The sequence below is a fragment of the Streptococcus infantis genome, assembly GCF_047460825.1.
GTDB lineage: Bacteria > Bacillota > Bacilli > Lactobacillales > Streptococcaceae > Streptococcus > Streptococcus infantis_V.
Window position 1 is genome coordinate 16060 of the sequence record NZ_JASHFO010000023.1, and the last position, 14643, is coordinate 30702.

Genomic DNA, 14643 nt, shown 5'->3' on the forward strand with positions numbered 1-14643 from the left:
CGTCCTCTCTATTTTATTGTATCACAAAACCAAAAAGTCACATCAGTCTGAGGAATGATAAAGAGACCGGGACCAAAATCCCGACCTCCTCACATTTGGTCTTTTGCTTCTTTTAATTTTCCATACAGGAGATAGTCGACCTCTTGTAAATCCTCAATTTTTGAACAATTAAGGGCACACATGATTAGACGTAGGTCTTCCTTCCAACCTTCAACAATAGAGATAACGACATCCACTGAGTAGTTTTCAACCAACTCTAACATGGTGCGTGATAGCCCAACTGCTTTTGCTCCAAAGACCAGGCATTTGATGATATCTAGTGGATTGCGCACTCCTCCACTTACCAAAAGTTCCATCTTATCTTTCCAGTCTTGGGCATTTAGAAGGGTTTGCATGGTCGATTGCCCCCAATCATTGAGGTAGTCCCGTTGACCGCTACGACGATTTTCGATATAGGCAAAGCTAGTTCCCCCACGGCCAGACAAATCAACCGTACGTATCCCCATCTCGTACGCCTTAGCAATAGTCTTCACATCCATGCCAAAGCCGACTTCTTTTAAAACAAGTGGCACAGAGATTTGTTCAGCATAATCTTTCAGATTGCTTTGCCACAATCTAAATTGACGCTCACCTTCTGGCATGAGTAATTCCTGCATAACATTGACATGGACTTGCAAGAGAAGAGGATTCATCTCTTGGACCGTTTGTAGCCCCAGTTCAACAGGTTTATCCAAGCCAATATTGGTTCCAAGAAGTAGGTCAGGATGATTTAACTTGACAGAGAAAGAGTCATCCGATGGATCCTTAAGTGCCGCACTGTAAGAACCTGTCACAAATAAAATTCCACAAGCCTCTGCCACCTGAGCCAATTTTTGATTGATTTCTCTGCCCTTGTCACTCCCACCTGTCATGGCGTTAATATAAAAAGGAAAATCCCATTTGCACCCTGCAAATTCTGTCGAAAGATCAATCTCATCTAAGTCATATAAGGGTAGAGAAGAATGAATCAATTCAACTTCATCAAAACTATTATAAGAACTTTTTTGTTCAAGGGCATAGCGGATGTGCTCATCCTTCCGATTTGTCGTCATGTCCTATCCTTTCTTGATACAAGAGCTCAATCCCTAGATCAGCCCAGCGTTTTTTCAGTAATGTGGTCGAATCTTGGTCAAAACTGAGAGCAATCCCACAGTCTCCACCACCAGCACCACTACTTTTTGCAACAGCTTTTAAGTCTCGGCTGGCATCTTTTAATTGTCTGAGCGAAGGTGTGTAAATATCTGAACTCAAGCCTTCTAAAAGTTGGCTGGCTTGTTCTAGCAAGTCAATAATGGTTTCTTCTTGATCTTTCTGCAAAGCCTTTACCAAGTTAGCTACTGTTTCTTTTGAAGCTTGCAAGAAGCTAGCGTTCATATTATCCTTGATTTGCTTGACCATATGACTAGACACAGCTACTTCCTTGGTCCAACCCACCAGAAAATCAAATTTCAAGGCAGGTTCAACACTAGAAATAGAAAAGTCCCAATCACGTGCTAATACATCTTGCAAGTCTACTTTTTCTAGCCATTGTGCCACTTTCTCACGGTCAAATGACTGATAGAGGACTAGGTCTTCTGAAACGATACAGGCAATGTCCCCCATGGAGCCATTGTCCCCACGTTTGAGAAGGACAGCACTCGCCAATTTAAACAAGAGGTCTCTGTCAGCTAATCTTTCATAGAAAGCAAGCATAGCCTTGATAACCAAAACAACGACACTACCACTAGAACCCAGACCAAACTTCTTACCTTCACGCTCCATTTTCCCGCGAATATCTATAGAAAAAGGACGCAAGTCAACTCCTTGGGCAGTCAGATAGTCCTCCACCAAAGTAACTGTTTCTTGGATCAAAGCATAGGAAGAATCTGGGCGCATATCTACACTATAAGTAAACATATCGGAGTAGAGTCGATAAACTTCTGAAGACCCAATCTCAGCCGTCATATAGATGGGAATAGCCTTTATTAGCGCCAACTGTCCTGGTTCTAAAATGGCATATTCCCCAGCCCAATAGAGCTTCCCACAAGTTTTAACAATCGTCATCTTGGCTCAAATCCTTTGTTTTTGAAACGATTAAGCGATAGCGTTGACCTAAGAGTTCTGATAGATGTTCCAAGTCTTTTTCTAAACAAAGAACCTTTACATTAGGCCCCGCGTCCATGGTGAAGTAACAAGATTCTCCTTGTTCTCTAAGCTGACGAACGAAATCCATAGCTTCATAACTAGCATCTGTCAGATATGAGAACGGCGGATTTGCAGTTTTTGTCGTAGCATGCATTGCAAGAGCGTTCTTTTCTGTTAAAGCTCCAACCTTCTCAAAGTTATTTTCCTTGAGATAGACCAGCATATCCTTGTAGTCTTGTTCAGACTGACGAATCCACTCATCAAATGTTGTCGAAGTTTCCACACAGAGTTTCATGCCATCCCGACTAGAGATTGGTTTTTTCTGGTCTTCCAAGACCAACATAATCATAGCTAGTTTCAAGTCAGTTTCAACTGGATAAATCTCTCCACTATCCTTATCCCAAGCTGCTAAGGGTCCATAAAAACTACGAGATGAAGAACCAGATGCGAACTTAGCTTCCAAAGCTAATTCTTTACGATCTAGCCCTAATTGGAAGTAAGCATTGCAGGCTTTGACTAGAGCAGACAAACCACTAGAACTTGAAGAAAGACCTGCTGCTGTCGGCATATTGTTCTTGGTATCGATACGAACAAAACCTGCCCCTTCAGGACGGTAGCGGTCAATGATTTTACCCATCTTGGCATGCTCTGCCTCGTTTTGCAACTGACCATTGATGTAAAACTCATCTGCCCTAGCATCTGCTGACAAAGGGGAAAGTGTCGTCTCCGTATACATATTTTCTAAGGTTAGAGAGATACTGCTAGTCGCAGGAACCATCTCTTTTTCTGCTTTCTTACCCCAATATTTGATAATAGCAATATTGGCATAGGAACGTACTGTTACAGGCTTTCGATCCATGTCTGAACAGCTCCTTTCTCTTCTAATCTTTCTGCGAGTTCTTGTGCTTGACTGACATTAGCAACCAAGGCGATGATGCAGCCTCCTAGACCTCCACCACTCATCTTGGCACCTAGGGCACCCTGTTCAAGGGCAGTTTCAACCAAGGCATCTGTCTCAGGGCTACTAACTCCGATTTCTTTTAGATTTCCATGAGCTTTGGTTAGAATTTCTCCCAACTTCATGGCATCTTTTGTTTGAATAGCTTTTTCTGCTTCTTGGGTCAACTCTCCTAGCGCATGCAAGAAAGGTAAGGCATCCTTGCCCTTGCTCTGCACGACTTGGATAGCTTCACGAGTATGTCCATAAACTCCAGTATCTGCAATGACCAGATAAGCTGATAAATCCATGGTTAATTCTTCAAAACCAACATTCTTGATAAAACGAATAGGCTGGTCACTAAGACAGGTCTTGGCATCTAAACCACTAGGATTCATATGGGCAATCATCTCCGCCCGATTGACCAAAATCTCTAACACGTCATGTGGAAGTTCTGCTTGGTAATAATCAAATACCGCTCGAATGGCCGCAATACTTATGGCTGCTGAAGAACCCATCCCACGTTTTTCAGGAATAGCCGAGTCAATTTGACAACGGATGCAAGCATCCTGGATATTTAAATACTCGAGAGAAGCATAAACTGCCATGGACAAGGTATCCTCTTCAAAAAGACGCCATGGTGTCGCTGCTGGAACCACCCGACAAGTCACCTCTACCTCTAAAAGAGGTAAAGAGATGGCTGGGTAGCCATAAACCACCGCATGCTCTCCTATTAAAATAATTTTACTATGTGCCTGACCGACACCAACTTCTTTTGTCATTTAATCCTACTATCAGATGAAAATCATCTGTTTCTAGATAAAATTTTAGAACTTTATTCCTTTCTATTTTATTATATTTTCACAAAAAAAGCGATTGTTTCCTTTCACAATCGCTTGTTTTCATTATTGTACCCACTCACCATTATAGTTGACCTGGTAGCCACCTACTGTGGTATTTACAGCTAAGGCACCTGAACTATAGGCATAGTACCATTTACCATTAACTTGGAACCAGCCTGTCACCATAGCTCCTGACGAACGAAGATAATACCAAGTATTACCGACATAAATCCAGCCAGTTTTCATATCACCGTTTTGAGCATCTAAATAATACCAAGTTGAACCATCTAGATACCAACTTGTCGCCATTGCTCCTGATGAACGGAGATAGTACCACTTATTACCAAGATATTGCCAACCAGTTTGCATTGTAGCAGTTGTTGGATCTAGATAGTACCAAGTTGAATCATCGTTTATCCAGCCACGTGCGAGCTCCCCAACAGTCAATCTGTTGATGCGAGAATCAAAGCCACCATCCTTCTGTAAATAATACCAGTGCCCCTCATCATGAACCCAACCGGTTTTTAAGGTGTGATAACTTCTTTGGTCTTTAAAATAGTAGACTCGTTTCTCTGCTGGGCTATCATATTGTTCCCCATGATGTTTGTTGGTATTTGTAGCAGTTTTTGCTTCTAAAACTTGCTTACCAACAAATTCTTGTAGTACCCCATCTTGACCAAAGTAAAACCAATCTGGTCTAAAAGCAACATCTCGCCTTATAGAAGAACCAATCGTAACCCCTTCGTGTGGAGCAGGTATATATTGCCAGCCGACAACCATCTCTCCAGATAAAGGATCAAAATAATAGTACTTACCATCAATCACTCGCCAGTAGGTTTCTTTGAGTTCACCCTTCTTGTAGTAGGTTCTACCATTTTCTTGGACAAATTGCCAGCCTTCTGAATCAGCATCATCCGCAAATACTGTACTGGTTGCTAACAGACTTAAGAAGAAGACTGCAAGTCCAGCTTGCATCATTTTTTTCAAAAATTTCATTCTTGTTTCCTCCAAAATGATTGTAGCAAAAATCAAATCATATGTCAACATTTCAACGACTTCAAAAAAAGCAGTTACAAAACTGCAACTGCTTTTCTATTCTTGCATGGTGTAACCAACACCACGCACGGTTTTAATGTAGCTCTTTTGACCTTTCACGTCAAGTTTACTACGTAGATAACGGATATAAACATCCACAATATTGGTTTCGGTCGCACTTTCATACTTCCAAACACTTTCCAGCAATTGCTCACGAGTTAAAACCTTCTTACTTCCCATAAGGGTAGCTAAGAGGTCATATTCACGACGTGTCAGAGCAATCATCTCCTCGCCACGATAGACGGTATGATGTTCTACATCCATACGCAGATTGCGATAAGCTGTCGGAATTTTCATCTGACTACAGTGTTGGTCGATGAAATCTCGACCTCGGAAGATAGCTGAAATACGACTGACCAAATCATCGATAATGATTGGTTTATAGATGTATGAAACAGCGAAACGCTGGATTGTTTCAAGTTGGTCTTGCAATTCTTCTCGATGGTCCAAGACCATGATCACCGCAGCTGGCTTGGTTCGACTCAACTTATCTGCAAAATCCTGGGCTGTCATATCCCCTAGATGAGCATTCAGTAAAATCAAGTCATAGTCTGTCTGAAGAGCCATGGAGAGGGCTTTTTGTCCCTCTTCTACCTGATCAACTCGGTATTGCTCTTTTTGGAGTTCCAGACTTAAAAAATGAGCTAGATTTCTTTCTTTCTCAAGTAATAAAATCCGTTTCCCCATGGCTGACCTACTTATTTTTCGTCATACCAAGAGTAGTGGAATGTTCCTTCTTTATCCTTACGTTGGTAAGTGTGGGCACCAAAGTAGTCACGTTGTGCTTGGATCAAGTTCGCTGGAAGATCAGCTGAACGGTAGCTGTCAAAGTAAGTGATAGCTGCTGAGAATGTTGGTACTGGTACACCAGCTTGAACAGCAAGAGCTACGATATCACGAACAGATTGTTGGTACTTAGCAGTTACGTCCAAGAAGTACTCATCCAAAAGAAGGTTAGCAAGATCTGCATCACGGTTGTATGCATCTGTGATCTTTTGCAAGAAACGAGAACGGATGATACATCCATCACGCCAGATAGAAGCGATATCTGCAAATGGCAAGTTCCAATTATTTTCTTTAGAAGCTACACGCAATTGCGCAAAACCTTGTGCGTATGAGATGATTTTTGAGAAGTAAAGGGCTTGACGGATTTTTTCAATCAACTCAGCCTTGTCGCCTTCAAATTTGAAAGCAGCTGGTTTTGGAAGCACCTTGCTTGCATGAACACGTTCTTCTTTGTAAGTTGAGATGTAACGTGCAAATACTGACTCAGTAATGAGTGACAATGGCACACCAAGGTCAAGAGCTGATTGACTAGTCCATTTACCAGTTCCTTTGTTTCCTGCAGCATCCAAGATATAGTCTACGATTGGTCCGTCTTGACCTTCGTCATCTTTACGGCCCAAAATATCAGCTGTGATTTCAATCAAGTAGCTGTCCAATTCACCCTTGTTCCACTCAGTAAAGATTTCAGCCATGTCTTCTGCAGAGAGGCCAAGCAAGTGTTGCATAAGATCGTAGCTTTCTGCGATCAATTGCATATCACCGTACTCGATCCCATTGTGGACCATTTTTACATAGTGACCAGCTCCATCAGGACCGATGTAAGTTACACATGGTTTACCATCTTCTGGAGCTTTTGCAGAGATTTCTTCAAGAACATCTGCTACCAAGTCATAAGCTTCTTTTTGTCCACCAGGCATGATAGAAGGACCTTCAAGGGCACCTTTTTCACCACCAGAAACACCTGTACCGATAAAGTTGATACCTGAGTTAGCCAACTCTTCATTACGACGGATGGTATCTTTATAGAAAGTGTTTCCTCCGTCGATCAAGATATCACCTTTATCCAAGTGTGGAAGAAGGGCTTGAATTGTCGCATCTGTACCAGGTCCTGCTTGTACCATAAGCATGATACGACGTGGTTTTTCAATTGAATTTACGAAGCTTTCAATATCATAGCTTGGCACGAAGTTTTTATCAGGATGGCAAGCAATCACATCTTCAGTTTTTTCTTTACTACGGTTATAAATAGCAACTGTATAACCACGAGATTCAATATTAAGGGCAAGGTTACGACCCATTACGGCCATACCAACAACACCAAAGTTAGCTTTTGTCATGTGACACTCCTCTTGTTTAATATGTTTTATTTTATCATGTTTATCTGTGAAAAGAAAGAATTTTGTAACAATTTGACTAGTAGTCTAAATCATCCGCATGTCCAGAACCATTCCCTACAAAGTAACCTGTCTTACAATTAAGGGTAAAGAGATAGGTACCATCTGGTTTATAAAGGTTGTAATAACCATTGCCATTAACAATATTCACAGGTTCTAAAATGTATTGATTACCCGTGATATAGCCACGCGCACGCGAAGTCTCAAGAATGCGTTCAAGGACACCATCTGCAAAAGTCCAAGCAGGATTACTACTATCACTAACAGCAGCTTGATTATACGGTACTCGACTGACACTTCTTTGTAGGTTCACACCATTGCTTGCTAGTCCACTATTTAGGATATTATTTGCTGAGGCTGTTTCACCCGCTGAAGTTGATGCATTAGCAGAACTGCTAGCATTGCTTTCAGTTGCTGAGCTTGACTCTGTTTGGCTTGATGAACTTGACTGACTACTGCTTGAGCTTGTAGAACTTGAAAGTTGACTCTTACCGAGACTAATAGCCTTATCTAGCAGTTTATCAATTTCAGTATTCCCAGTCTTAACTTCGGTAAATTTAGCATCTGCCTTTACTTTAGCATTTGTATCTAGAACACCATCTGTAATAGCTGGCGTTTCAAATTGAGCATTAACGTCTTGAATTGCCTTGATTTGTGTTTCAAGACTATCGTATTTTGATTTAGCAAGAGTATGCTCTCTAGCTCCCTCAAGTTTATCTAACAGTTCTTTGAGCTGATTCAATTGACTAAACTGACTATTTTTTAGGGCAGTTTTATTCTCATCAGTATAAAAAGTGTCATAGAGACTGTTAAATTGATCGAGTATTGCTTGATTGCTTACTAAACCTGCATCAGATGACTGAGACTGAATTTCTTGTGAAGAACGCGTAATTTGACGATAAACGTAGTAGCTACCCCCAATAATCAAGACAATAATCGCTAAAAGAGCTGACAAGATGACCCACAGTTTTTTGCGTCGTGGCTCATCCTCTTCTTGAAGAGAGCGAGCTAGAATTGGGGTTTCTTCTTGTGAAGTTTCCTCATTTTCTACCTGCTCTGGTTCAAATACTTCCTCTACAAGATTTTTGTCCATAACTAAAGTTTCTTCTAGTGGCGAAAGGAGAACTTCTTCAGTTGCTACTCCCTCTTCTTCAGCAAACTTTTCTGATTCAGAGACTTCTTCTACTGGTTCCACCTCTTCTTCAATCGTTTCTTTAGCTTCTTGGATCAAATCATCGAGACTTTGAAGTTCCTCTTTCTTCGCCTGAATGTTTGTAAATTTATCAGCTTCAATTTCTTCACGGTGTTGTTTAATGTATTTATCCAAAATCGTATCATCAGGAGTTACTCCTGCTTCGATTTCTTCATTTTTTCGAATAACTTGTCCAACCGTTAGATCCTTAGCTTCTTCAAAATCAAATTTTGATTCTTGTTCATTCTTTTGACGACGTTTGCGTTTTTTCTTACTCATTTGTATTCCTTTCTGTTTTTACATCTTGTCTTTTCACTCGTTGACCAAAATATTGATATAAATCAACTTTCAAAGTACCATTATAGAGTTTTCGTTTTTTATCCGCCTGACTACCATATTTGCTTTCAAAGGCTTCATCACTTGTCAGGATAAACTTACTCCAAGTCTTGAGAGGCTCAAAAACCTCACCCATTTCAGCATAAAGTTTAGTTACTCCTGCATCGTCTGACAGACGTTCACCATATGGTGGGTTAGAGATAATGACTCCATTAATCTTATCCGTACGCAAATCCTGTACGCGCATCTGTTTAAAGAGAATATCTCCAGATACTCCTGCTGCCTGGGCATTTGCTTTGGCAATTTCCACCATACGACCATCGATATCACAACCCATAATATCCAGTTCAATCTCTCGATTTATCTGCTTGCTTGCCTCAGTTCTGACTTCTTGAATCAATCGATCACTGACCCAGTTCCACTCTTCAAAGGCAAAGGAACGACGCAAACCTGGTGCCATCTTGCGCGCAATCATAGCCGCCTCAATACAGAATGTTCCCGAACCACAGGTTGGATCAATCAAAGGTTTATCAGGGTACCAGTTTGACAGTTGCAAAATCGCAGCTGCCATATTTTCTTTGATCGGAGCTCCACCTTTTTCAGTACGGTAACCACGTTTAAAGAGACTTGAACCACTTGTATCAATCATAACAGTCGCTATATCTTTCAAAATGGAAACTTCAATCTTGAACTCTGGACCATTCTCCATCAGGGGAACACCTTCTGGTCGGGCATAGTGTTTTTGGAGTTTCTTAACAACTGCCTTCTTAGAAATCGCCTGCACACTTGGCTCATTGTGTAATTTTGACTTGACACACTTAGCCTTGGCAATTGGGAAACGGGCTCCAAGTGGGAGATAGTTCTCCCAATCTAGAGCAAAAACACCTTGGAAGAGTTCTTCAAATGTTTTTGCAGGAAAAGTTCCCACAACAATTTTGATTCTATCTGCAGCTCTTAGCCACAGGTTGGTTTGGATGATTGCTTTAACATCACCTTGAAAACGAACACGCCCATTTTCAACTTGACAATCATAACCCAAATCTCTTACTTCACGTCCAACTACAGCTTCCAAACCCGCCGCAGCAGTCGCAATTAAATTAAATGTTGTTTTCATTTCAGTCTTTTATAGACCTTTCTTTATTCACTTTAAAAAATGAGGTTGAGAAATATATCTCAGCCCCAACCTATATGCAATTTTCTATAAGCCATGTTTTGTTCCAGAAGTGACTAGGACCACTTCCTTCGATAATCATCTGTCTACCACTAGCAGCTCTAGCTGCTAGCAGTCAGAGTACTACGTTCGTTTCCGCGCACTCCATGCCCCGACCAAAATTTGGGTTGCTAGCTTGAGGGGTTTACCGCGTTCCACTCTCTCTGTTTCCAGAGAGACTCCGTCACTGTGGCACTTTCAAGTCTACTCTGACATATCCAAAGACTTAGTCATTTCAACTGCCGTAACGATTTCTCGTCCCTAGGCTTATGGTTTCGCCTAGCACAAACACTACAGGCATCACAGCCTGTGCTAGCATGGACTTTCCTCATGAAAAGAAACTCTCTTCACGCGATTATCCAAAAATTGCACAACAGAAGTATTCTTAGAAATCAGAATTATCCATGATTTGTTTGCCAAATACTTCTTTTTCAAGACGATTCAAACGTTTCAAAATATCAAAGTTTGTCATAGAAGTTGTACTTCCAAGCTCTGCTGATTCTGAAGCTACTGGTGTCAATTGAGGTTTTTTAGCCAATTCTTCTTTCAGCGCTGAAATTTCTAAACGGAGTGACTTTACTAACGCCGCATAAGTTTCATAATCCTTGATGACATCATCTAAGAATTCATCAACCTCTGCTTTACTATATCCACGTACTTCTCTTCCAAAATCCTGCTCAAAAATATCTTTTGCTGTAAAAATAATACTTGCCATGTCTCTCTCCATTCTCAGTTGCTAGTATTATTATATAAAAAAAGGCAAACAAAAAGCAAGGTCAAAGGCTCAATTTTCGGAAAAATTTTCGGCTACTTCGTTTAATTCCTCAAATGTTAATCTTTTTGTAATATAGTTGTCTTTCTTTTTCATCAGTTCGTAAAAAATTTTCAGTTTTGTTTCATTTTCTTCATCATAAAAAAGATAGGCTCCATCTGTATTTTCAAGTAAGAAAAGTTGATAATCTCGTAATTGACCCTTGTGCTCGTAGTTTGGATAGGCGTACTTAACAAAATCAACTTGTTTAAATTCACTAAGTTTGACCTGATTCCCCTCATTCCAGTTTTCTCCATGAGTCTCAAAATCAAAGATAGTCGCAAGTTGGAAACCAAAGTCATCTTTCATATCTCTGGCCACCTCGAAAACCCAGTATTCAAATCCCAGTGTTCCCGTAAATACCAACCATTTCAACCCTTCGTCTGCCATTTTTTCCAGATCTCTACGAATGGCTTTTTTAATAATTTTTAAACGAACATCTTTTTCATTAAACAATCCTAAATCAAAGCTAGAATAGCCTAAAATCAAGGCTGTATGCATTTTTTCACCCTTTCTGTGCACCTTTATGGTATAATAAAGTGATGTTATTGTACCAATAAGGAGAACTATGGTCAACTATCCACATAAACTTTCATCTAAATCAAGCAAAACTTCCCTACCTCAAACTAAAAATTTCGCAAATCGTGGGATGACCTTTGAGAAGATGATCAATGCTACAAACGATTATTATCTGACACACGGTTTAGCTGTTATCCACAAGAAGCCAACTCCTGTTCAGATTGTCCGCGTAGACTATCCTCAGCGTAGTCGAGCTAAGATTGTTGAAGCTTATTTTAGACAAGCATCAACCACCGATTATTCTGGAGTTTATGAAGGGTTTTACATCGATTTCGAAGCTAAGGAAACAAAGCAAAAACATGCAATTCCTATGAAGAACTTCCATCCTCATCAGATTAGGCATATGGAACAAGTCCTTGAACAAAAAGGAATTTGCTTTGTCCTTCTTCATTTTTCTTCTTATCAAGAAACGTATTTATTACCGGCACTTGACCTCATCCGTTTTTATCATCAGGATATGGGGAAAAAGTCAATGCCGCTTGACTATATCAAAGAATTCGGTTATGTGATTGAGCAGTCCACTTTCCCACAAATTCCTTACCTTGATACAGTCAAACAACATTTACTAGGTGGTAAAACAATATGAACAAACAAACTATCTTACGCATCGCTAAATACCTCGGCATTGGTGTGATTAGCCTATTTATCGCAGCTTTCTTACTTGGTGGTGGTGTATTTCTTTACTATGCAAACAAGGCTCCTGAACTCTCTGAGAGCAAGCTTGTTGCAACTACATCAAGTAAAATTTATGATAGCAAAAATGAACTCATCGCAGATTTAGGCGCCGAACGTCGTGTTAATGCTCAAAGTAGCGACATTCCTACTGATCTTGTCAATGCGATTGTCTCTATCGAGGATCACCGTTTCTTTAACCATAGAGGAATTGACAGCATTCGTATAGCAGGAGCATTCCTTCGTAACCTTCGAAGCAATAGTGGTCTTCAAGGTGGATCGACTTTGACTCAGCAGTTGATAAAATTGACCTACTTCTCAACATCGACAGCTGATCAAACCCTATCCCGTAAAGTTCAAGAAGCTTGGTTAGCTATTCAACTGGAGCGAACTGCAACTAAACAAGAAATCTTGACCTATTACGTCAATAAGGTCTACATGTCAAATGGTAACTATGGTATGCAGACAGCTGCGGAAAACTATTATGGTAAGGAACTCAAAGACTTGTCCATTCCACAGCTAGCACTCTTAGCAGGTATGCCGCAGGCTCCAAACCAATACGATCCTTATTCTCATCCTGAAGTAGCCCTTGAAAGACGAAACCTCGTTTTGTCAGAAATGCAAAGACAAGGATACCTTACAGCCGAACAATATGAAACAGCAATCAATACTCCAATTACAGATGGGCTCCAAAGCCTAAAATCTGTTAATAACTATCCACAGTACATGGATAACTATCTTAAAGAGGTTATTGATCAAGTGGAGCAAGAAACAGGGTATAATCTATTAACAACAGGTATGGAAGTCTATACCAATGTTGACCAAGAGGTACAAAAACACCTTTGGGACGTCTATAATACTGATCAATACGTAAACTATCCTGATGATGATATCCAAGCAGCTTCTACTATCATTGATGTATCAAATGGTAAAGTTATCGCCCAACTCGGATCTCGTCACCAAGCTAGCAATGTATCCTTTGGCACTAACCAAGCAGTGGAAACAAACCGTGACTGGGGTTCAACTATGAAACCAATTACGGACTATGCACCTGCACTTGAATACGACATTTATGACTCAACTGCTTATATGCTTAAGGATGTACCATATAACTTCCCAGGTACAAATACTCCAGTCTACAACTGGGATCGTGGCTATTATGGTAACATCACTCTTCAAACTGCTATCCAACAATCTCGTAACGTACCTGCAGTTGAAACACTAGATAGAGTTGGATTCGAAAACGCCAAAAAATTCTTAAATGGGCTTGGCATTGATTATCCAACCATGGTATATGCAAACGCAATTTCAAGTAATACGACTGAATCAGGTAAACAGTACGGTGCAAGTAGTGAAAAAATGGCTGCTGCCTATGCTGCTTTTGCTAACGGTGGTATCTATCACAAACCAATGTATATCAATAAAGTTGTTTTTAGTGACGGTAGTTCCAAAGAGTTTTCTGACCAAGGGACTCGTGCTATGAAAGAAACAACCGCCTATATGATGACAGAAATGATGAAAACTGTATTATATTCTGGTACAGGCCGAGACGCTTATATATCATGGCTTCCACAAGCAGGTAAAACTGGTACATCAAACTATACTGATGAAGAGATTGAAAACTACATCAAAACAAGTCAATTTGTTGCTCCAGATGAAATGTTTGTTGGTTATACCCGTAAATATTCAATGGCAGTCTGGACCGGTTACTCAAACCGTCTTACTCCAATCGTTGGCGATGGCTTTACTGTTGCCACTAGTATCTATCGTTCTATGATGCAGTATCTAGCAGAGGGAGATCATCCTGGTGATTGGACAATGCCAGAAGGTCTTTATAGAAGCGGTGATTACATCTTCAAAAATGGAACACGTAGCAACTGGATTCCACAGTCAACTCAAGCAAGTTCGACAATAGAGAGCTCTAGCTCAAGTTCAACTTCAACAACTGAAAGTGAAAGCTCTTCAAACGAAAATACGAATGGTACTACTAATCCAAATGCAACGCAACCAAACTCATCTGCAAATTCTCAACAACAAAATCAACCCCAACAAAATCCACGAAGACAACAATAAAATATATAAAAAAACTGAGAATAAATCCTCAGTTTTTTGTATGTAGTTTTTATAGTGGAATCTTAACTTCTACTAGGTCAAACTTTTTAAAAATAGGAAACGAAACGACTTAACAGACTAAAAAACTGTCAAAGTTATCTCAATCGCAACCTTATCTCAAACACAAGTTATACTCAATCAATTTCAAAAAGCAACCTTATCCATTGTCTGCTGACAGTAGACTTTAAAACGCTTTTTTCCAGTCCTTAAATAACTTCTTGAAGCTTATCAATGACGGCTTCCAATGTTTGGAAAGCCTTATTTTTAAAACCTCGTTTTCGAATTTCTTTCCAGACTTGTTCAATAGGGTTCATTTCTGGTGTATAAGGTGGGATAAAAGCCAATTCAATATTACTTGGAATCTCTAAGGTACTTGATTTATGCCATATAGCATTATCCATGACAAGTAAAATATAGTCATCTGGATAAGCTTGTGAGACTTGCCGTAGAAATTCATTCGTCCACTCAGTATTACATCCTCCAGCAATAAGGAAGAAGGAATCTCCTGTCTGAG

13 protein-coding genes, 1 other RNA gene and 1 pseudogene are annotated in these 14643 nt (G+C 40.2%); 2 read left to right on the forward strand and 13 right to left on the reverse strand.

Annotated elements, in window-relative coordinates; genetic code table 11:
* Positions 1-89: 89 nt before the first annotated feature.
* The 12 genes from fni to QM911_RS07490 form a co-directional block, all read right to left on the reverse strand.
* Positions 90-1091: a type 2 isopentenyl-diphosphate Delta-isomerase gene (gene fni / locus QM911_RS07435; protein WP_414313588.1), complete on the reverse strand. Its 1002-nt coding sequence runs from the start codon at positions 1089-1091 to the stop codon at positions 90-92.
* Positions 1069-2082 (reverse strand): phosphomevalonate kinase, encoded by a 1014-nt coding sequence (locus QM911_RS07440; RefSeq protein ID WP_414313589.1) that lies wholly within the window; start codon positions 2080-2082, stop codon positions 1069-1071. Before QM911_RS07440 ends, fni begins: the two co-directional genes overlap by 23 nt.
* The gene (gene mvaD, locus QM911_RS07445; RefSeq protein WP_414313590.1) at positions 2069-3022 is read right to left on the reverse strand and encodes a diphosphomevalonate decarboxylase; all 954 of its coding nucleotides are present in this window, start codon (positions 3020-3022) and stop codon (positions 2069-2071) included. Before mvaD ends, QM911_RS07440 begins: the two co-directional genes overlap by 14 nt.
* Positions 3004-3882, reverse strand: a complete 879-nt coding sequence (gene mvk / locus QM911_RS07450; protein WP_414313591.1) for a mevalonate kinase — start codon at positions 3880-3882, stop codon at positions 3004-3006. Before mvk ends, mvaD begins: the two co-directional genes overlap by 19 nt.
* A 123-nt stretch (positions 3883-4005) precedes the next feature.
* A complete protein-coding gene (gene cbpF / locus QM911_RS07455; protein ID WP_414313592.1) occupies positions 4006-4938 on the reverse strand; it encodes a choline-binding protein CbpF in 933 nt (310 codons plus the stop codon).
* A 96-nt stretch (positions 4939-5034) separates the two neighbouring features.
* Positions 5035-5724 carry a response regulator transcription factor gene (locus QM911_RS07460; RefSeq protein ID WP_414313593.1) on the reverse strand — a complete coding sequence of 230 codons (690 nt, stop codon included), beginning with the start codon at positions 5722-5724 and terminating at the stop codon, positions 5035-5037.
* Between the two features lie 11 nt (positions 5725-5735).
* The gene (gene gndA, locus QM911_RS07465) at positions 5736-7160 is read right to left on the reverse strand and encodes an NADP-dependent phosphogluconate dehydrogenase (RefSeq protein ID WP_003017375.1); all 1425 of its coding nucleotides are present in this window, start codon (positions 7158-7160) and stop codon (positions 5736-5738) included.
* Positions 7161-7236: 76 nt separating this feature from the next.
* The gene (gene mapZ, locus QM911_RS07470; protein ID WP_414313594.1) at positions 7237-8688 is read right to left on the reverse strand and encodes a cell division site-positioning protein MapZ; all 1452 of its coding nucleotides are present in this window, start codon (positions 8686-8688) and stop codon (positions 7237-7239) included.
* Entirely contained in the window at positions 8681-9859 is a 1179-nt protein-coding gene (locus QM911_RS07475; RefSeq protein ID WP_414313595.1) for a THUMP domain-containing class I SAM-dependent RNA methyltransferase, read from the reverse strand. The genes mapZ and QM911_RS07475 overlap by 8 nt, the downstream gene beginning before the upstream one ends.
* 82 nt (positions 9860-9941) lie before the next feature.
* Positions 9942-10322, reverse strand: an RNA gene (gene rnpB, locus QM911_RS07480) — RNase P RNA component class B.
* Positions 10323-10340: 18 nt separating this feature from the next.
* Complete coding sequence (gene gpsB / locus QM911_RS07485; protein ID WP_414313596.1) at positions 10341-10670, reverse strand: cell division regulator GpsB; 330 nt, start codon at positions 10668-10670, stop codon at positions 10341-10343.
* 69 nt (positions 10671-10739) lie between these two features.
* Complete coding sequence (locus QM911_RS07490; RefSeq protein WP_414313597.1) at positions 10740-11267, reverse strand: SLOG family protein; 528 nt, start codon at positions 11265-11267, stop codon at positions 10740-10742.
* A gap of 67 nt (positions 11268-11334) precedes the next feature.
* Between QM911_RS07490 and recU the strand changes: the two genes are divergently transcribed.
* Both recU and pbp1a read left to right on the forward strand, forming a co-directional pair.
* Entirely contained in the window at positions 11335-11931 is a 597-nt protein-coding gene (gene recU, locus QM911_RS07495; protein WP_414313598.1) for a Holliday junction resolvase RecU, read from the forward strand.
* Positions 11928-14090 (forward strand): penicillin-binding protein PBP1A, encoded by a 2163-nt coding sequence (pbp1a, locus tag QM911_RS07500; protein ID WP_414313599.1) that lies wholly within the window; start codon positions 11928-11930, stop codon positions 14088-14090. The genes recU and pbp1a overlap by 4 nt, the downstream gene beginning before the upstream one ends.
* Before the next feature lie 173 nt (positions 14091-14263).
* Here the strand turns inward: pbp1a and QM911_RS07505 are convergent.
* Positions 14264-14643 (reverse strand): annotated as a pseudogene (locus QM911_RS07505) (IS630 family transposase); the annotation flags it as partial.

Bases quoted from the DNA above. Each gene is read 5' to 3' on its own strand.
- mvaD (WP_414313590.1), bottom strand. From the start codon at position 3,022: ATGGATCGAAAGCCTGTAACAGTACGTTCCTATGCCAATATTGCTATT.
- QM911_RS07460 (WP_414313593.1), bottom strand. From the start codon at position 5,724: ATGGGGAAACGGATTTTATTACTTGAGAAAGAAAGAAATCTAGCTCAT.
- fni (WP_414313588.1), bottom strand. From the start codon at position 1,091: ATGACGACAAATCGGAAGGATGAGCACATCCGCTATGCCCTTGAACAA.
- gndA (WP_003017375.1), bottom strand. From the start codon at position 7,160: ATGACAAAAGCTAACTTTGGTGTTGTTGGTATGGCCGTAATGGGTCGT.
- mvk (WP_414313591.1), bottom strand. From the start codon at position 3,882: ATGACAAAAGAAGTTGGTGTCGGTCAGGCACATAGTAAAATTATTTTA.
- QM911_RS07475 (WP_414313595.1), bottom strand. From the start codon at position 9,859: ATGAAAACAACATTTAATTTAATTGCGACTGCTGCGGCGGGTTTGGAA.
- pbp1a (WP_414313599.1), top strand. From the start codon at position 11,928: ATGAACAAACAAACTATCTTACGCATCGCTAAATACCTCGGCATTGGT.
- mapZ (WP_414313594.1), bottom strand. From the start codon at position 8,688: ATGAGTAAGAAAAAACGCAAACGTCGTCAAAAGAATGAACAAGAATCA.
- cbpF (WP_414313592.1), bottom strand. From the start codon at position 4,938: ATGAAATTTTTGAAAAAAATGATGCAAGCTGGACTTGCAGTCTTCTTC.
- QM911_RS07490 (WP_414313597.1), bottom strand. From the start codon at position 11,267: ATGCATACAGCCTTGATTTTAGGCTATTCTAGCTTTGATTTAGGATTG.
- QM911_RS07440 (WP_414313589.1), bottom strand. From the start codon at position 2,082: ATGACGATTGTTAAAACTTGTGGGAAGCTCTATTGGGCTGGGGAATAT.
- gpsB (WP_414313596.1), bottom strand. From the start codon at position 10,670: ATGGCAAGTATTATTTTTACAGCAAAAGATATTTTTGAGCAGGATTTT.
- recU (WP_414313598.1), top strand. From the start codon at position 11,335: ATGGTCAACTATCCACATAAACTTTCATCTAAATCAAGCAAAACTTCC.